At 64.5% G+C, this 17,816-nt stretch carries 21 protein-coding genes; 19 read left to right on the forward strand and 2 right to left on the reverse strand.

Translation table 11 applies throughout. The features are described 5' to 3' along the window. The first annotated feature begins 14 nt into the window (after positions 1-14). Genes AB1281_RS21260 through mmsB form a run of 4 tightly spaced genes read left to right on the forward strand, consistent with a single transcriptional unit; the run spans position 15 to position 4,034 of the window. Complete coding sequence (locus tag AB1281_RS21260; protein ID WP_134966924.1) at positions 15-1,181, forward strand: acyl-CoA dehydrogenase family protein; 1,167 nt, start codon at positions 15-17, stop codon at positions 1,179-1,181. Further along, the gene (locus tag AB1281_RS21265; protein WP_005407685.1) at positions 1,178-1,975 is read left to right on the forward strand and encodes an enoyl-CoA hydratase; all 798 of its coding nucleotides are present in this window, start codon (positions 1,178-1,180) and stop codon (positions 1,973-1,975) included. Before AB1281_RS21260 ends, AB1281_RS21265 begins: the two co-directional genes overlap by 4 nt. Continuing rightward, complete coding sequence (locus AB1281_RS21270) at positions 1,972-3,147, forward strand: enoyl-CoA hydratase/isomerase family protein (protein ID WP_430346917.1); 1,176 nt, start codon at positions 1,972-1,974, stop codon at positions 3,145-3,147. The genes AB1281_RS21265 and AB1281_RS21270 overlap by 4 nt, the downstream gene beginning before the upstream one ends. Continuing rightward, positions 3,144-4,034: a 3-hydroxyisobutyrate dehydrogenase gene (gene mmsB, locus AB1281_RS21275; protein ID WP_075675624.1), complete on the forward strand. Its 891-nt coding sequence runs from the start codon at positions 3,144-3,146 to the stop codon at positions 4,032-4,034. Before AB1281_RS21270 ends, mmsB begins: the two co-directional genes overlap by 4 nt. 210 nt (positions 4,035-4,244) lie before the next feature. On the opposite strand, the gene AB1281_RS21280 is transcribed toward mmsB, so the two are convergent. Both AB1281_RS21280 and AB1281_RS21285 read right to left on the reverse strand, forming a co-directional pair. Continuing rightward, positions 4,245-4,670: an organic hydroperoxide resistance protein gene (locus AB1281_RS21280; protein WP_049399846.1), complete on the reverse strand. Its 426-nt coding sequence runs from the start codon at positions 4,668-4,670 to the stop codon at positions 4,245-4,247. Positions 4,671-4,781: 111 nt separating this feature from the next. Beyond that, positions 4,782-5,738 (reverse strand): cation diffusion facilitator family transporter, encoded by a 957-nt coding sequence (locus AB1281_RS21285; protein WP_075675623.1) that lies wholly within the window; start codon positions 5,736-5,738, stop codon positions 4,782-4,784. Positions 5,739-6,114: 376 nt separating this feature from the next. Between AB1281_RS21285 and AB1281_RS21290 the strand changes: the two genes are divergently transcribed. The 15 genes from AB1281_RS21290 (at position 6,115) to AB1281_RS21360 (ending at position 17,769) form a co-directional block, all read left to right on the forward strand. After that, positions 6,115-6,627 carry a head-tail connector protein gene (locus AB1281_RS21290; protein WP_069138078.1) on the forward strand — a complete coding sequence of 171 codons (513 nt, stop codon included), beginning with the start codon at positions 6,115-6,117 and terminating at the stop codon, positions 6,625-6,627. Continuing rightward, the gene (locus AB1281_RS21295) at positions 6,624-6,974 is read left to right on the forward strand and encodes a head-tail adaptor protein (RefSeq protein WP_164117884.1); all 351 of its coding nucleotides are present in this window, start codon (positions 6,624-6,626) and stop codon (positions 6,972-6,974) included. The genes AB1281_RS21290 and AB1281_RS21295 overlap by 4 nt, the downstream gene beginning before the upstream one ends. 23 nt (positions 6,975-6,997) lie before the next feature. Beyond that, positions 6,998-7,354 carry a tail completion protein gp17 gene (gp17, locus tag AB1281_RS21300; protein ID WP_014035625.1) on the forward strand — a complete coding sequence of 119 codons (357 nt, stop codon included), beginning with the start codon at positions 6,998-7,000 and terminating at the stop codon, positions 7,352-7,354. A 73-nt stretch (positions 7,355-7,427) separates the two neighbouring features. Next, positions 7,428-8,087: a phage tail protein gene (locus tag AB1281_RS21305; RefSeq protein WP_164117887.1), complete on the forward strand. Its 660-nt coding sequence runs from the start codon at positions 7,428-7,430 to the stop codon at positions 8,085-8,087. Continuing rightward, positions 8,087-8,395: a phage tail assembly chaperone gene (locus tag AB1281_RS21310; protein ID WP_014035627.1), complete on the forward strand. Its 309-nt coding sequence runs from the start codon at positions 8,087-8,089 to the stop codon at positions 8,393-8,395. The genes AB1281_RS21305 and AB1281_RS21310 overlap by 1 nt, the downstream gene beginning before the upstream one ends. Before the next feature lie 50 nt (positions 8,396-8,445). Beyond that, positions 8,446-8,703, forward strand: a complete 258-nt coding sequence (locus AB1281_RS21315; protein WP_014035628.1) for a DUF1799 domain-containing protein — start codon at positions 8,446-8,448, stop codon at positions 8,701-8,703. A gap of 162 nt (positions 8,704-8,865) precedes the next feature. Beyond that, positions 8,866-10,137, forward strand: coding sequence for a phage tail tape measure protein (locus tag AB1281_RS21320; protein ID WP_232289673.1), 1,272 nt, complete (start codon positions 8,866-8,868; stop codon positions 10,135-10,137). Continuing rightward, a complete protein-coding gene (locus AB1281_RS21325; RefSeq protein ID WP_087921208.1) occupies positions 10,137-10,466 on the forward strand; it encodes a phage tail protein in 330 nt (109 codons plus the stop codon). Before AB1281_RS21320 ends, AB1281_RS21325 begins: the two co-directional genes overlap by 1 nt. A 2-nt stretch (positions 10,467-10,468) precedes the next feature. Then, complete coding sequence (locus AB1281_RS21330) at positions 10,469-11,641, forward strand: hypothetical protein (RefSeq protein ID WP_430346918.1); 1,173 nt, start codon at positions 10,469-10,471, stop codon at positions 11,639-11,641. 117 nt (positions 11,642-11,758) lie between these two features. After that, positions 11,759-12,910 (forward strand): hypothetical protein, encoded by a 1,152-nt coding sequence (locus AB1281_RS21335; RefSeq protein ID WP_430346919.1) that lies wholly within the window; start codon positions 11,759-11,761, stop codon positions 12,908-12,910. A gap of 33 nt (positions 12,911-12,943) precedes the next feature. Next, positions 12,944-14,098, forward strand: coding sequence for a hypothetical protein (locus AB1281_RS21340; RefSeq protein WP_430346920.1), 1,155 nt, complete (start codon positions 12,944-12,946; stop codon positions 14,096-14,098). A gap of 84 nt (positions 14,099-14,182) precedes the next feature. Continuing rightward, positions 14,183-15,319 carry a hypothetical protein gene (locus AB1281_RS21345; protein ID WP_430346921.1) on the forward strand — a complete coding sequence of 379 codons (1,137 nt, stop codon included), beginning with the start codon at positions 14,183-14,185 and terminating at the stop codon, positions 15,317-15,319. Positions 15,320-15,522: 203 nt separating this feature from the next. Next, positions 15,523-16,635 carry a hypothetical protein gene (locus AB1281_RS21350; protein WP_430346922.1) on the forward strand — a complete coding sequence of 371 codons (1,113 nt, stop codon included), beginning with the start codon at positions 15,523-15,525 and terminating at the stop codon, positions 16,633-16,635. A 121-nt stretch (positions 16,636-16,756) separates the two neighbouring features. Then, the gene (locus AB1281_RS21355; protein WP_430346923.1) at positions 16,757-17,077 is read left to right on the forward strand and encodes a hypothetical protein; all 321 of its coding nucleotides are present in this window, start codon (positions 16,757-16,759) and stop codon (positions 17,075-17,077) included. Beyond that, positions 17,074-17,769, forward strand: coding sequence for a phage minor tail protein L (locus AB1281_RS21360; RefSeq protein WP_430346924.1), 696 nt, complete (start codon positions 17,074-17,076; stop codon positions 17,767-17,769). Before AB1281_RS21355 ends, AB1281_RS21360 begins: the two co-directional genes overlap by 4 nt. Positions 17,770-17,816 lie beyond the last annotated feature (47 nt).

Consider the following 17,816-nt stretch of genomic DNA (forward strand, 5'->3'; position numbering starts at 1 on the left):
CGGCAGGAGCAGCCATGAGCCACTCGATGACGACGGAACTGGAAGAAGCGCAGCAGGCGTACCGCGAGGCGGCGCGCGACTTCGCACAGGCCGAACTGGCGCCGCACGCCGCGCGATGGGATGCGGAGGGCATCTTTCCGCGCGAGGCGATCGCCAAGGCCGGTGAACTGGGCTTCTGCGGTCTGTACATGGACCCGGAAGTGGGCGGCAGCGGCCTGAGCCGACTGGACGCCGCCGTCGTCATCGAGGAGCTCGCCAGCGTCGATCCGTCGACGGCGGCGTACATCAGCATCCACAACATGGCCTCGTGGATGGTGTCCACGTGGGGCCAGCCGGCACTGCGCGATGCCTGGGGCACCGACCTGTCTTCGGGCAACAAGCTGGCCTCGTACTGCCTGACCGAACCGGGCGCCGGTTCCGATGCGGCGTCGCTGAAGACCACCGCCGTGCGCGATGGCGACTTCTATGTGCTGAACGGCTCCAAGGCCTTCATTTCCGGCGCCGGTGCCACCGAGCTGCTGGTGGTGATGGCGCGTACCGGTGGTGCCGGTGCCGGCGGTGTCAGCGCCATTGCGGTGCCGGCGGACCTGCCGGGCATCAGCTTCGGCCGCAAGGAAGAGAAGATGGGCTGGAACAGCCAGCCCACCCGTGGCATCACCTTCGAAAACGTCCGCGTGCCGGTCAGCCACCTTCTGGGAGAGGAAGGCGGCGGCTTCAAGCTGGCGATGAAGGGACTCGATGGCGGCCGCATCAACATTGCCGCCTGCTCGCTGGGTGCGGCGCAGGGCGCGCTGGACGCTGCACGCCGCTACATGGGCGAGCGCCGCCAGTTCGGCAAGGCACTGGCCGAGTTCCAGGCACTGCAGTTCAAGCTGGCCGACATGGTCACCCAGCTGGTGGCCGCCCGGCAGATGGTGCACACCGCTGCGCGCAAGCTCGATGCCGGTGCCAGCGACGCCAACGTGTGGTGCGCGATGGCCAAGCGCTTCGCCACCGATGCCGGTTTCAACGTCTGCAACGAAGCACTGCAGATCCACGGTGGCTACGGCTACATCCGCGAATACCCGATCGAGCGCCTGCTGCGTGACTGCCGCGTGCACCAGATCCTGGAAGGCACCAACGAGATCATGCGGGTGATCGTTGCCCGTCACCTGCTCAACACCGAAGAGGAACTGCGATGAAGGATTGGCGTACCCAGGAGCACGTGGGCCTGAAGGTGGAGGTGGATGGCCACACCGCCGTGGTCACCCTGAACAACCCGCCGGCGCATACCTGGACCGTGCACAGCCTGTCGGCGCTACGCGACCTGGTGGGCGCGCTCAACGCAGACCGCGACATCTACGCGCTGGTGATCACCGGTGACGGCGAGAAATTCTTCTCCGCCGGTGCCGACCTCAACCAGTTCGCCTCCGGCGACAAGGCCGCTGCACGTGAAGCCGCGCGCCGCTTCGGCGAAGCCTTCGAAGCGCTGTCCGGGTTCCGTGGCGTGTCGATCGCTGCGATCAACGGCTACGCCATGGGCGGCGGCCTGGAATGCGCGCTGGCCTGCGACCTGCGCATCATTGAAGACCACGCCCAGGTCGCGTTGCCGGAGGCCACCGTCGGCCTGCTGCCGTGCGCCGGTGGCACCCAGAACCTGCCGCGCCTGGTCGGCGAGGGCTGGGCCAAGCGCATGATCCTGCTGGGCGAGCGCATCAATGCCGAGACCGCACTGCGCATTGGCTTGGCCGAAGAAAAGGTCGGCAAGGGCGAAGCCAAGGCGCTGGCGCTGGAATGGGCGAAGAAGGCCGGCAAGCAGAGCCCGACCAGCATCGCCGCCTGCAAGACCCTGGTGCAGTCCACCCGCACCGGCACCCACGCCTCGGCGCTGGTGGCAGAGCGCGAAGCCTTCGTCGACCTGTTCGATACTGCCGACCAGGTTGAGGGCGTGACCGCCTTCCTGGAAAAGCGCGCCGCGCAGTGGAAGAACGCATGAGCACCGACACCGCTGCCGACGACGCACCGGTGCTGTTCGAAGAGCGTGTGGCCGGCAACGGCACGCGCATCGGCATCGCCACGCTCAATGCGCCGCGTACGCTCAACGGTTTCTCGCTGCCGATGGCGCACCTGCTGCTGAAGCAGCTGAATGCCTGGGCCGACGACGATGGCATCGCCATGGTGGTGCTGCAGGGCGCCGGCGAAAAGGCGTTCTGCGCCGGCGGCGACCTGCACGGCCTGTACAAGAGCATGGTCGCCTTCCGCGAGGCCGGCCGCAGCGACATCCGCGAGAACGACTACGCCGCTGAGTTCTTCGACGTCGAGTACCGCGTCGATTACCTCATCCACACCTACGCCAAGCCGATCCTGTGCTGGGGCCACGGCATCGTGATGGGCGGCGGCATCGGCCTGATGTCCGGCGCCAGCCACCGCGTGGTCAGCGAGCGCTCCAAGCTGGCCTTCCCGGAAATCACCGTGGGCCTGTTCCCCGATGTGGGTGGCAGCTGGCTGCTGCCGCGCGTGCCGGGCAAGGGCGGCCTGTTCCTGGCCCTGACCGGCGCACTGTTGAACTCGGGCGACGCCATCTACGCCGGCCTGGCCGACGTGCATGTGGCCGAAGAACGCCGCAGCGCGGTGTTCGATGCGCTGCTGCAGGTGGCCTGGTCGGGCGATGCCGCGCACAACCATGAGCGGCTCAGCCATCTGCTGCAATCGCATGCCAGCGATGCCGCGACCGGTCCGCTGCTGGCCAATGCGGCGCAGGTCGATGCGCTGTGCGAAGGCGATGACCTTGAAGTGATCGTTGCGCGCATTGCCGGCCTGCAGACCGACGATGCCTGGCTGCAGGCGGCACAGAAGACCTTCGCCGCCGGTGCACCGGGCTCGGCACGGCTGTCGTACGAACTGCAGCGCCGCGGTGCCGGCCAGGACCTCGCCGCGATCTATCGCCTGGAGTACATCGTCGCCCTGCATTGCGCCGCCCATGGTGATTTCGCCGAAGGCATCCGCGCACTGCTGATCGACAAGGACCGCAATCCGCAGTGGAACCCGGTCACCCTGGCCGAGGCCACCGCCGCGTGGGCCGACACCTTCTTCGCTTCCCCCTGGGCCGATGCCGCGCATCCGCTGGCTGACCTGGGCACTCCCCTTGTTGAAAGGAGCCTTGCATGAGCCACATTGCATTCATCGGGTTGGGCAACATGGGTGGCCCGATGGCCGCCAATCTGGTCAAGAACGGCCACAGCGTACGCGTGTTCGATCTGGTTCCGGCCGCGGTGCAGGCCGCCGTCGATGCCGGTGCCAGCGCCGCATCGTCCGCACGCGACACCCTGGCCGGTGCCGAAGTGGTGATCTCGATGCTGCCGGCCAGCCGCCACGTCGAAGGCGTGTACCTGGGCGACGACGGCATCCTCGCCGCGATCCCGGCCGGTGCGCTGGTCATCGACTGCAGCACGATCGCCCCGGCCAGCGCCCGCAAGGTCTCTGAAGCCGCCGCCGCACGTGGCCTGCAGATGATCGACGCGCCGGTATCCGGCGGTACCGCCGGTGCCCAGGCCGGCACCCTGACCTTCATCGTCGGTGGCGAAGAGGACGCGCTGGAACGCGCGCGCCCGGTGCTGCAGGCGATGGGCAAGAACATCTTCCATGTCGGCGCCAGCGGTGCCGGCCAGGTCGCCAAGCTGTGCAACAACATGGCGCTGGGCGTGATCATGGCCGTCACCGGCGAAGCCATCGCACTCGGCGTGGCGCACGGGCTGGACCCGAAGGTGCTGTCGCAGATGATGGCGGTCAGCACCGGCCGCAGCTGGGCCACCGAAGTGTGCAACCCGTGGCCGGGCGTGCTGGAAAACGCGCCTGCCTCGCGCGGTTACAGTGGCGGTTTCGGCAGCGATCTGATGCTCAAGGACATGGGCCTGGCGGTGGAAGCGGCGATGAGTGTTGGCGCTTCGATTCCACTGGGCGAAGTGGCCCGCAACCTGTACTCGATGAACCACCAGGCCGGTCGCGGCAAGCTGGATTTCTCCAGCGTCGTGCAGCTCATCACGAGCGAGAAGTGACCTGGTAGTGCCGGCCGCTGGCCGGCAACCTCATGCCCCCATGTGGGACAACGAAGGTGGGATGGGCGGATGTTCGGTTTCGACCGGCATCCGCCCATTTTTTTTGAGGGGTCGGATCCCTTTCGCAACGCGAAAGGGATCCGACCCCGAATACTCCGCGATGGGGTCAGAGCCCTTTGCCGGTGGCAAAGGGATCCGACCCCGGCCGCATCAGGCAACGACCAGCGTCACGTCGATGTTGCCGCGGGTGGCGTTGGAGTACGGGCACACGATGTGCGCCTTCTGCACCAGCTCTTCCAGCTGCTCGCGCGGCACGCCCGGAGCGCTGATGGTCAGCTCGGCCTCGATGCCGAAACCGGTCGGGATCTGGCCGATGCCGACCTTGCCGGTGACGGTGGTGTCGGCCGGCAGCGCGACCTTGGCCTGGCCGGCCACGAACTTCAGCGCGCCGAGGAAGCAGGCCGAGTAGCCAGCGGCGAACAGCTGTTCCGGGTTGGTGCCCGGGCCGCCGGCGCCACCCAGCTCACGCGGGGTCGACAGCTGGATGTCCAGCACGTTGTCGGACGAGACGGAACGGCCTTCACGGCCGCCGGTGGAGGTGGCCTGGGCGGTATACAGAACCTTTTCGATGGACATCGTGATGCTCCTGGTCAGTGGGTGGGTGTTGCGTTGGAGCCTACTTTGCCCGGTTTCTGCGTACGTTGGGTTGCAGTTCGTACGAAAAACTTGATTGATCGTCCTGCCGGCCTAGATCGTCCACTCGCGGTCGGTGGTGAACATGATGGTCAGCCAGCGGTCCGGCGAGGCCTCGCCCAGCGCATCGCCGATCTCGTCGCGCAGCTGGTCCCATTCCAGCAGGGGCCGCGGCGGGTCGTCCTCGCGTACCACGAAGAACAGCTCGATCTGCTCGCCACGCCCCACCTGCGCGACATAGCTGCGATGCTCGACGAAGCCGTGCCTGGCGACGATCGCGCGTGCCACCGCGTCCACGTGCGCCTGCAGTTCCGGCGGGGTGACCAGCAGGATGCCGGCCAGCGCACGGCGCACGGTGCCCAGCGGGGCGATCATCACCAGCACGCAGACGAAGGCGAGGATGGCCGGGTCGATGTACGGCCCGACCCAGGCCAGCGAGGTGCCACGCACCAGCACACCGCCGAGGAAGGCCAGCAGATAGCAGGCCGACATGCTGGCGGCGATCACCCAGTTCTTCGCGTCCAGCGCGATGAACTCCGAACCGATGCGACGGTTGGCACGCAGCACGAACCAGGCCAGCGCACCTTCGCCGACGATCGACAACCCGGCGAAGGCGATGGCCGGACCGAGTGCGATATGGCGGCCGCCGGACATCAACGCGTCCACCGCATTGACCAGTGCATACAGCGCCGCGCCGATCATCAATGTGCCGCTCACGCCCAGCACGATCGGCTCCAGGTGCCAGAAGCCCATTGTGAAGCGCTGGTTGAGCCGCGACTGCAGCGCATCGCTGCTGGTGGATAGAGCGATCAGCCGCGCGACCAGCAATGACAGCCAGGTCATCACCACATCGATCAGGCCGTAGATGCCATCGAAGATGATCAGCGAGGAATTGGCCAGCAGGCCGAACACCACCGCTGCCGCGGCCAGCAGCAGTGAGCCTGCGATGGACAGGCGCAGCACGCCTTGTTCGGTACGCGCATCGAAGAAGCGTTCGGGGGTGGCAGGCATGCGGGAATCCAGCGGGAAATGGGCTGCGGGAGCAGCGCGTCGCCATTCTATCCAGCCTGCAGCATGCCGCCGTGACCGCAGCCGCACAGCGCCTGGAAGAGTCACCAGACTGGTAACCGTTTGCGGATTGACGGGTGCACACCCGAAGCGTATCGTTTGTACCACGATGACATAGAAGCCTCCGGTGACCCCGGGGGCTTCTTTCGTTTGCGCCATCGCGCTGCGATGCCATCGCCACCGGCCCTGACGCTCGCGTCGCGGCCGTTCTGTTTTCCGCCCCGATCCTGCTTTTCCCGCGCCGTCCTGGTGACCGCGTGGGGCGCCGCCGTGCGCGCAGGGTCGGGGCACTCCACATCCATCAACGAAGGAGGATTCGATGCCCCTGCTGACCCTTGAGCAGTGCCGCGCGCACTGCCGTATCGACGGCGACTTTGACGACGCCATCCTGGGTGACCTGCTGGCAGCAGCCAGCGACGCGGCCGCAGCCTACCTGGGCCGCGAACTGTACGCCGACCAGGCCGCGCTGGACCAGGCGCTGGACCAGCTACCGCAGGACATGGCGGCGGCGGTGACCGGGCATGAAGCCGCGGTTGCCGCCGCCAACGCCGAGACCAACGCGGCCAAGGCCAAGGCCATGCGTGATGTGGCCGATCGCCGCCTGGCCGTGGCCACCGCGCGCAGTGCACGCCTGCTGTTGGGCATGCCGGCCAACGACAGTATCCGCGCAGCAGTCCGCCTGCTGCTGGGCCACCTGTACGCCCACCGCGAAGCCGTGGTTGTCTCTGCGCAGACGCTCGATGCACCGGCAGGCGCCACTGCCATCGCAATGGAACTGCCGTTCGGCGTGGCCGCACTGCTTGATCCGTACCGGCCGGCCGCAACGCCATGAATGCCGGCCACCTCAATCGTCGCATCCGTATCGAGCGCCAGGACGGCCAGCTCGATGCCTGGGGGCAGCCGCTGGACGCCTGGCAGCCGGTGGCCGAACTGTGGGCCGCCATCACCGCCGATACAGCCGACAGCATGCAGCGGCTGACGCTGGAAAGCCGACTGCCGGCAACGATCCGGCGCCAGCGGTTCCATGTCCGTCTGGCGGCCGCACGACAGGCCGGTATCCACGTCGGCATGCGCATCGTGCATGACGGTCGCGTCTTCGACATCACCGGCGTTGCTCCCGACTTCAGCCGGCGCCAGAGCACGGTGCTGTTCACCGAACAGTCTTCAGGCATTGCCTGAGCGACGCCAACCAGGACACCGCGATGAGTTACGAAGCACAGCTGCACGCGCTGCTGGCCCCGCTGTTGCAAGGCCGGCTGTATCCCGACGTCCCGCCGGAACCGGTCATCTACCCATGCGCTGTATACCAGCAGGTGGGTGGGCAGTCCGTGTGGTTCAACGAAGGTTCCATTCCCGAACAGAAGCACGCTCGCGTGCAGCTGACCGTCTGGGCAGACAGTCGTGCCCAGGCCAACACCCTGATTCGCACCATTGAGGACCAGGTCTGCGCAGGACTGCCGAGCGCCGAGTCGTTCGGCGCTGCAATCGCCGTGCATGAGCCGGTGCTGCACAAGCACGGCGCGCGGCTCGATTTCGGCCTGTGGTACGTCGACCCGTAAACCGCATCACCCGCGCAACACCCCAGCCCGGCAACCGCCGGGCCTTTTTTTTCATCCAACGAGGAAATACACCATGGCACTCAAGCTTCCCAAGGGCACCCAGTTCGGCTTCGCACCGGTCATCTCCACCGCCATCGCCACCACCGCGATCTCCAAGGCCGCGCCGGCCCTGGCCAGCGTCGCGGCCAACAGTGTCGACACCGGCGATGTGGTGGTCATCGAACTGCCGGGCTGGCCGGCCCTGAACAACCGCGCCACCCGCGCCGGCGCTGAAGCCACCGGCAGCGTTGAACTGCTGGGCATCGATACCACCGACACCGTGCTGTTCCCGGGCACCAGCGGTGCGGGCGTACTGCGCAAGGCCGGCGCCTTCGTCGACCTGGACCAGCAGGGCGACCCGACCACCGCCGGTGGCGAGCAGCAGTACTGGAGCGGCACGCTGCTGGAGGATCCGACCGGCCGCCAGGTGCAGCTGCCGACCTTCAAGAACGCCAAGACCATCACCCTGCCGCTGTTCTACGACCCGAAGAAGCCGTGGTACCCGGCACTGAAGAAGGCTGATGCCAAGGGCGAACCGGTGATCCTGCGGGCAAAGCTGGTCGGCGGCGACGTGCTGTACTGGTACGGTTACCTGAGCTACAACGGCGACCCGACCATGGCCGCCAACACCCCGATGGGCACCACCGCAACCTTCACTGCGCTGGCAGACTCCATCCTGGTCGAGGGCGCCTGATGTTCCAGGTCAAGGCGCCGGAGAGCTTCAAGAGCACCCTGACCATCGTCGGTCACGGTCGCGAGCAGAAGCTCAACCTGACCTACCGGCATCTGTCGGTGCCCGATTACGCCAGCCTGCTGGAGCGTCTGGGTGATGACACGTTGAGCGTGGCCCAGGCGATCCTGGACATCGTGGTGGATTGGGATGCCGATGTGGCGCTGGACACCGCCGGCGTCGAGCTCGCGCTGCAGCAGCAGGCCGGCCTGGATGGCGCCATCATCGGTGGCTACACCCAGGCGCTGCAGGTCGCACGCAAGGGAAACTGATCGAGGCGGTGGGGGCCCTGTACTGGCGGGCCCCCACCGAGTCCGAGCTGATGCAGCTTGGATTGAAGGCAAAGCACTTTCCACCGCCGCAGGTCGAGCTGTGGCCGGAGTGCGTGCTTCCCATCGAACTTTTCTCGCGGGTTGCCACCCAGTGGCGCGTCGGCGCAGGTGGCCCGATCGGGCTGGATTACAACGTGGTCTACCACGAGCTGCAGCGCGAAGCGCTCGACAGCGAACAGTACGACGAGGTGATGGCGGCGATCCGCGTCATCGAACGCGCTGCCCTGGAGCAGATGCAACAGGAATGAGCCGGCCATCGCGATTACGCCGATGACCGATCCCGGCTCCGCAGATGCGGAGCCGACTCTCCCGAGGAACACTCAATGAGCACTACATCGCCTGGCAGCACACGGGCCACCGTGGAGGCCAGCAACGCATTGGAAACGGCCATGCAGGCAGCAAGGCGCAGCATGACCGAGATGACCGGCAGCACACAGGAGTTCCAGCGGCAGCTGGAAAAGATCAATACGGTGCAGCAGGCATTCAATGCCGTGCTGACCACCAGCGCTTCGTTGGTCACCGCACTGTCCACGCAACTGACTGCCTTGAACACGCAGCTGCAGGCGGCGGCGAAGGCGGGTGCGACCACAGCCGCCGCGGACGCTGGCAAGGCTGCAAAGAAGGAAGAGAAGGCCCAACAGGACGACATGGGCCTGGCGGGCATCCGCAAGGGCCTGGGCGGCGCGCTCGGCGACTATATCGGGAAGACCGAAAACACCGCCACGGCGGCCAAGAAGGCGTTCGACAAAGCGTTCACTGGCGCCGACGAAGCCCTGCGGAGCTTCGTGACGACCGGCAAGTCCAAGTACAAGGAGCTGGCCCAGTCCATCCTGGCCGACCTGAAGATGATCGCTGCACAGCAAGCGCTGGTCTGGGGGGCGAGGAAGATCGCCGGCTTGATGGGGGTCGACCTGACGCCCAAGGATGCAGCGACGGACGCGGCGGCGGTGATTGCAGGCGTGGCGACTGCCAAGGACGCCAAGGCTGGTGATACCAAGGCGGGCGAAACCAAGGACGCCAAGGACACCAAGGGCACCACAGGACTTTCGGGGTTCCGCAAGGGCTTCGGCAGCGCGCTCGGCGAGTACATGGAAAAGACCGAGAACTCCGCCAAGTCTACCCAGGATGCCTTTTCCAAGGCGTTCACCGGCGCCGAGGCGGCACTGCAGAGTTTCGTGAAGACGGGCAAGTCCAACTACAAGGATCTGGCCAAGTCGATCATCGCCGATCTCAAGATGATTGCCATCCAACAGGCAATCGTCTGGGGCGTCAAGAAGATCGCGGGCCTGTTCGGATATGGCACGGGGGTGGAGGCCAACGCCAACGGTGGCGTCTACCAGTCGCCGAGCCTGTCGGCCTACTCCGGCGGTGTCTACAACACCCCGCAGCTGTTCGCCTTCGCCAAGGGCGCCGGCGTATTTGGCGAAGCGGGACCAGAAGCGATCATGCCGCTGCGCCGCGGGCCGGACGGTCGTCTCGGCGTGGCCGCGCACGGCGGCGGTGGTGGCGGAGTGGGTGTAAGCATCCGCATCGACAACAACGGTGGCAAGGAAGTCACCACCAACGAAGGCATGCTGCAGCAGTTCGGCAACGAGATCGGCCAGTTCGTGGAACGCAAGTACCGCGAACTACAGAGTCGTGACCTGAAGGCAGGTGGTGTGCTCAGCAGGAGTGCCATGTAATGACCGACACCTTCACCTGGCCGGCAACCAGCCAGAGTACGGGAACCACCACCGCCGCCGTGAAGCGCGCGAAGTTCGGTGATGGTTATGCGCAGGCCGCTGCCGATGGTCTGAATGCAACCTCACGCAGCTACCAGCTGCAGTTCGTCGGCAACCGCAGGACGATCAACGAGATCGTGGCCTTCCTGGATGGTCATGCCGGCCGCAGCTTCCTGTGGAAGGGACCACTGGGGCAGGGGCTCTACATGTGTGATTCCTACACCGACAGCCATCTCGGTGGCCAGGTCTCGACCATCACCGCCACGTTCGAGCAGACCTTCCAGGCGTAGGCATGAGCATGGATCTTCAACGGATCGACCTGGATACCATCCAGCCCAACGGGAAGCGTGGAGAGACCCAGCGACCCGCTTTCACCAAGATCAACCAGAACTTTCAGGATGTTGCGTTGGCGCTGGAGGGAATCCCTGGTGCCATCGCAGACTCTGTCTCGGGAAAGAACCGCTTGATCAACGGGAATTTCGACTTCTGGCAGCGTGGGGACAACTTCACCGCTGCCGCTGCCTACTGTGCAGACAGATTCTTTGCACAGCAGGGAGGGATGGATGGAGCTGGCATATTCAAATCACCCGTTGCCCCGGGCGATGCGAACTTCCCGAAAAGCCTGTTCACGTTGGCCGCCAATTGCAACGGGAACCACAACGCTGCCGGACATCATTTCCTGTTCGAGCAGCGTGTGGAAAGCGTGCGGACCTTTGCCGCATCAGAGAGCACGCTATCCTTCCTGGTCTACAACGCAGGCACTGCAGGGAGAAAGATCGCAGTCGAATTCCTGCAGCGCTTCGGAACAGGCGGAAGCCCCACTGTCACGGGGATACAGCCGGAAGTGTTTACGCTCGCACAGGGCCTGAACCGGATCAGCAAGACCGTCAGTCTTCCTTCCATCTACGGTAAGACGCTTGGCGGTGGCGATGATTCGGTCATCTGTGCGGTATGGCTCTCGGCAGGCAGCGACTTCAATGCGCGCACCGGGGGGCTCGGCGCGCAGGCAGGCCAGTTGTACTTCGGCGAAATGCAGTGGGAAGCCGGCGCACGGGCGACCCGCCTCGAGTGGAGATCACCGGCGCACGAGCTTGCGCTATGCCAGCGCTACTACCAGAAGTCCTTCCCTGTTACAGAAGTGCCCAACAGCAGGAGCAGCTCCGCCGTGCACCGGAACGCGGTGGCCTTCAACAGTGGAACCTGCCGCGTTGTTGCAGAGTTCAAAGGTACGATGCGCAGCACGCCACAGCTGCAGTTCCACGCAGGCGGGGAAGGTGGCGACATCGGATCGCCGAGCTTCTGGAGGTACTACGACGCCGCTGGCGGAGCATGGCGCGCGGGAACCCTGACCAATGTAGTCATGGCAACGAGCCAGGCGTTCATGGCGGACGTGGGCGGGGCAGGGTTCCTGGTAAGCGGCTCTGTTCTCCTGGCAGGCCACTACACCGCCGATGCCGAACTCTGAGTGCATTCATGCATCTGCGGGACCGGTCGGGAAGCCGTGAGACCCGCCCGATGACGGAATGAAAGTGCTCGAACTCCGATCGGCCGCCACCGATTCACCTCGTTCAAGGAGCCACTAATGGCAAGAAAGACCATAGACCTCGATTCCGTTCAACCGAACGGAAAGCGGGGTGAAACACAGCGCCCGGCATTCACCAAGATCAACGAGAACTTCGCCGAGGTCTACAACGCCTTGACCGATGTTGCGAAGATCCCGGAAACCGTGGGGAACGCCATTACCGAGCGCATTCCTGGAAGGAATCTGTTCATCAATGGTGGCCTTCAGTTCTGGCAACGTCGCACGTCCGGTCGTGTTGGCAGCGGCTCGGGAACGTTGGGAGCGGAGACATTCTTCGCCGACCGTTTCACGAACTCGGCACTGGTCTGCAACCACGACGTGCAGCGCGTGGCGTACGACGGGCAGGCCGGTTTTCCGGAAGATACCCGGTCGATTCTGGTCTGCACCGTATCCGAGGCCATCGCCAGAAGTGGCGCCTGGATGGGGCAGAAGATCGAGGGTGTCCGCAGTGCAAGCGGAGAGATCACGATCTCGGTATGGGCGAACTCTGATGCGCCCGGTCGCAGTGTGGGCGTGCGTGTCATCCAGGATTTCGGAACAGGTGGCTCACCTTCGCCACAGGTGACGCTGGAAGCCGGCGTACTCACGCTGGAGGCGACCGCCAAGCGCCACAGCATCACGGTGAAGTTGCCGAGTACCCGAGGAAAGGTGCTCGGCAGCAATGGCAATGACCATCTCTACGTGGTGTTCGACCTGTGCGGTACCGGCCAGGGGGGCGAGCTGGTGGCGCAGAACGGATCGTTCGGCTTCACACAGTTCCAGGTCGAAGCCGGACTCGCAGCGACGCGCTTTGATTGGCGGCCGCCGGGTGTGGAACTGGCGTTGTGCCAGCGCTACTACGAGAAGAGCTACAACCTCGACATCGTGCCCAATACCGCGCACAACGAAGGCCGCGAAGCCTTCTCAATCAACTCACCGGGAGTGGCGCACTACCAGAGTGTGCGATTCCATGCACCCAAGCGTGCCCATCCCTACGTGATGATCATCTCGGCCGACAACATCCAGCAGGATGGACATATCGCAGAAGACAACATCTCCCGCGTTCCCTGCCTGGTCAACTACGCCTCGCCTTCCGGCTACGAAGTCAGCTGGACCAACAATCCAGGTCGCTGGGGCGGGTGGTGGCATTGGTGGGCCGAAGCCGAGCTGTGATTGGGCGCCCCCAGGACTTTCAGGACGACAGCAATGACGAGAAAGATCATCGACCTCGATTCCGTTCAGCCGAACGGGATGCGGGGTGAAACGCAGCGCCCAGCGTTCACAAAAATCAATGAGAACTTCGCAGAAGTGTATGGCGCGCTGGATGGCGTGACCGCGATCGGACAGCGTGTGGATTCACTGGAGCGTGCTCTTCAGACCGCAGTTCCAGGCAGGAACCGCCTGATCAACGGCAACTTCGATTTCTGGCAGCGGGCCACTACCGGCACCACCCAGGGCGGCGAGATCTATGTGGCCGATCGTTGGACGGTGGCAGCGCTGGGCTGCACGCATACCGCAAATCGCGGGGCCAATCTGCCTGCCGGCGGCGCCGCGCCGGAATCGCGCCGTTTCCTCAACAGCGTTGTCTCCAAGACCAGTGCAGGTAGCAGCGCCTACGTCGCACAGAAGGTCGAGAGCGCGGCGACGCTGTCCGACGGCGAAGTGACGGTTTCCGGCTTCGCCTATGGCCCGCCAGGAAAACGCATCGGTGTTCGTCTCATCCAGCACTTTGGCACCGGTGGTTCGCCATCCGCTGCGGTCAGCGTGGAGCTGGGAACCGTAGCGGTCACCGCCGCGTCCTGGACCTATTTCCAGCTCAGTGCGCGACTGCCATCGGTGAAGGGGAAGACGCTGGGAAGCAATGCCGACAGCGATTTCCTGTGGCTGGTGGTGGATCTGTGCGCGGATGCCTATGGCGGTGTCATCTCCGGCCAGAACGGAGAGTTTGGTATTGCGATGATGCAGCTGGAGCGCGGCAACCTGGCAACGGCATTCGACCTGCGCCCGCTGGCCCACGAGCTGCAGCTGTGCCAGCGCTACTACGAAAAGTCCTATGACAATGACGTCGTTCCCGGAACTCCGACCAACAGCGGTCGCTACAGCTGGGGCAACTCGGCTGCGAGCGGCGCAACCAGCTACCTGTCGGTGCCATTCAAGACGTGCAAGCGAGTGACGCCGGTGATTGTCGTCAGGCCCAACAACAATGTGGTCGAGCCCGGATATGTCAATCAGGACGACAGCAGCCGAACGCCCGCATCGGTTCCCACGATCGCGACGAACGTCTTCGAAGTAGCCTGGGGCAACTCCCCCGGGCGCTGGGGTGGCTGGTTCCACTGGACGGCGGATGCAGAGATTTACTGAGTATCAGATATGGCGTTCCACCGTCTTTTTCAGGCGGGGCAACGACCTGTCCCTGGGCTTTGCTGATTCGGAATGGAAGGCTAAATGAGCAGAAAGATAATCGACCTCGATACCGTTCAGGCGAACGGTAAGCGGGGTGAAACACAGCGCCCGGCATTCACCAAGATCAACGAGAACTTCGCCGAAGTATATGGCGGGTTGGATGCCGTCCAGACTGCGGTGGATGGGTTGGATGGCCGAATGGCTGGCCGCAATTGCCTGATCAACGGCGACTTCCGGCTCTGGCAGCGTGGCGCAGTGTTTCCTGCATCCACAGGCCCGCGCTACATCGCCGACCGCTGGTTGGCCAATGCCATCGGCACCAAGGTGGCCGTCACACGCGAGGATGTGCCTGCAGGCGGCGGCCAGGGAGGGCGCCTGCTGGCCGGATCACGCCACCTGCTCCGGCTGGATGTGCAGAGCGTGGCCGGTGCCGGCAACATGGCGCTGGTCCAACAGCGCATCGAGGACGTCCGGAGCCTGGCCGGGCGCACCGTCACCATCAGCTTCAAGGCGCGGTCCTCGGTGGACGATTTCCGCGTCGGTGTGGAACTGCAGCAGTCCTACGGAACGGGCGGGTCCACCGCACGCGACAGCATCGGCGCCTCGGTCGTACTCGATACCCTGTGGCGATGGCACCAGGTCACCGTGGATGTTCCCGGCCTTGCCGGCAAGACGCTGGGCCCGGACAGCTACCTGCAACTGAGCTTCTGGCTGGATGCCGGTACCGACTTCGGCGCGCGGGCGTTCGCCGCCGGGCAGAAGAGCGGCAGCGTGCAACTGGCCGAAGTGCAGATCGAAGAAGGCGATACCGCCACCGACTTCGATCGCCGGCCCGAAGCACTGGAGCTCTTGCTGTGCCAACGCTACTACGAGACGGTGGATGTGAACCGGATCCTGGGCATCACCTACACCGCCAACGGCGACACGCGCGCGTGCATTCCGTTCAAGGTACGCAAGCGCGTGGCGCCCAGGGTCACCTCGCCCTCTGCCGCGCTCAACCTGGTCGGCTTCGGCTCCGAAGGCAGCCTCATCAACTTCAACGGTGGCGATCCGGGCTGGCAGTCCACCGTGGACGCGGCCGTGCTGTCCACGATGTCCAACAACATGCAGCAGTGGGGTGCGGTGGTGGTGTGGTCGACCACCTCCCAGGTCCTGGTGCACGCAGACGCGGAGCTCTGACCCCTGCAACCGCCCCCCACAAACGAGCGTGCTGCACTCCCGATTGCCACCTGGCCGCAACACGGGCCCGTTTCATGGATGGCACATGCAACCGACAGTCCTGAGGGGATTCATGAACCCTCCGTGGCCCGGCATTCCCTCGGAATGAGCCGGCCGAAGTACAACATGACCGCAGGCTTCGACGATGCGGCAAGGAAAGCTAAATGAGCAGAAAGATAATCGACCTCGATACCGTTCAGGCGAACGGCAAGCGGGGTGAAACACAGCGCCCGGCGTTCACCAAGATCAATGCGAATTTTGCAGAGGTCTATGACGGGCTGGGTAATGTGGAATCCACGCTCGCGGGGATCGCAGGCAGGCTGACCGGACGCAATGTTCTGATCAATGGTGACTTCCGCTTCTGGCAAAGAGGAAGCAGCAGGACGGTGGTTGCGCCGCTCGCAGTCTATGTTCCCGACAGGTATCAGATCGTATGTACCGGGGCGGGTCAGGTCAGGGTGGCTCGAAAGGAGTTTGGAGCCCCCGCGTTTGGCGTTCCAGGCTACATGAGCTGCGATGTATCCGGGGCGACTGCTGCCACGGAAGCCTTCTGTACGCAGCCGGTCGAAGGGGTGCAGACGCTGTCCGGGTCAAAAGTCACCCTGAGCATGCAGGCATGGGCGGATTCACCCGGAAGAAAAGTCGGCGTGCGCTTCATCCAATCTTTCGGATCGGGTGGATCTCCGGATGTGACCGTTTATGCAGGTGTCCAGGAACTTGGCACTGCATCTTCATTGCGCTACTTCACGGCTGACCTGCCAAGCATCCAGGGAAAAGCAGTCGGACCGAACAGCAAGCTTCATGTCATTGTGGATTTCTGCACGCCTGCGGCCTATGGCGGCCAGCTCGTCGCTCAATCGGGCTCATTCTCCCTGACGTGCATGCAGCTGGAGCGAGGGGCTACGCCGACAGAGTATGAACTGCGGCCAGACTCGATTGAGCTGATGCTCTGCCAACGCTACTTCGAAAAGAGCTACCCCGCGGCGGTATCCCCGGGAACGGTTACCCGCCAAGGGCGGAGCTGTGTAGCACAGTCTACCGCCGCGAACGCTCTGAACTTCTTCTACCAGCAGTACCGGGTTCCCAAACGCAGCTCGGCGGCGGTCACCCTCTACTCCTCCGAGTCCGGAGCGGCAGGGAAAATCTGCCAGAACAACAACGCCGACATCAATGGCGTGGTCGAGGACGCATCCCAATCGGGGTTCTCACTCTACGGCAACAACAACAGTGGCGCCTGGGGAATGTGGTGGCACTGGACATCGGACGCGGAGATCTGAAATGTATCAACTGACAGGAAATCCAGACATTGTCAGGTGCACGGAGTCATCCACCTTCATACCGAGAGGGCACCGCTCATGGGCCCTTTACGAGGAGTGGGTGGCGGCCGGAAATACCGCAGTGGCTGCTGAGTCTCTGCTCAGCATGACATCGGAGCGCCGTCATGAACTGTTGCGCTCCCTGGCATGGGACTGGATGACGCCATACGCACTTCGCCTCGGCCACGACAGCATCGAGAACTGCTGCAGCTACATCAACAGTACTGTCCCCCGCTATGCGCAGAATGCCGCCGCCATGATCGCCTGGCGCGACGCAGTCAGTGTCGCACTCGAGGAGCTTGCCGAGGACTGGCCTGCAGACATTGAGACCTGGGAGCAGGTTCGTACGGCACTTCCACAGCCCCACATGTTCGATTGGTCGAAACAGGAGCACACCCCATGATCACCGCCGATGCCCAGCAGCTTGAGCCGGGTGGCCGCATCACCGTATACGAGCTCGACGCCAGCAGTTTCGGCGCCGACAAGCTGTTCTTCCACGCACACCTGCAGAGCGGCCTCATCTGGTGGCAGGGCCAGGAATATGGCCCCTGGCCGATCGAGGCCAGCGGCTTCGAACGCACCAGCGACCAGCCACCGAATCCGCGCCTGCGCGTGAGCAACATCGATGGCCGCATCACCGCCATGTGCCTGTTGTTCGACGACCTGGTCGGTGCCCGCATCATCCGCCGGCAGACGTTGGCCAAGTACCTGGATGCCGCCAATTTCGAGGAAGGCAATCCCAGCGCGGATCCCGCCGAGCACTTCCCCGACGAAGTCTGGTTCATCGAGCGCAAGATCGGCGAAGACAAGCAGATGGTCGAGTTCGAGCTGACCACCGCGATCGATCTCAATGGCCAGCAGCTGCCGGGCAGGCAGATCATCGCCGGCATGTGTGGCTGGCTGGTGCGTGGCGGCTATCGCGGCGCGTACTGCGGCTACAACGGTCCGGCGGTAGCGGACAGCGACGACGTCGCCACCGACGATCCGGCACGCGACCAGTGCGGCGGTCGGGTGCGCAGCTGCAAGCTGCGCTTCGGCCAGGACAAGCCGCTTCCCTATGGCGGCTTCCCCGCCGCGGGCCTGTTGCGCTCCTGATCGAAACTCCCGCTTCCACTTTCCAGGCCCGCCCGCGCGGGCCTTTT

This window comes from Stenotrophomonas sp. NRRL B-14846 (assembly GCF_050473585.1).
Lineage (GTDB): Bacteria > Pseudomonadota > Gammaproteobacteria > Xanthomonadales > Xanthomonadaceae > Stenotrophomonas.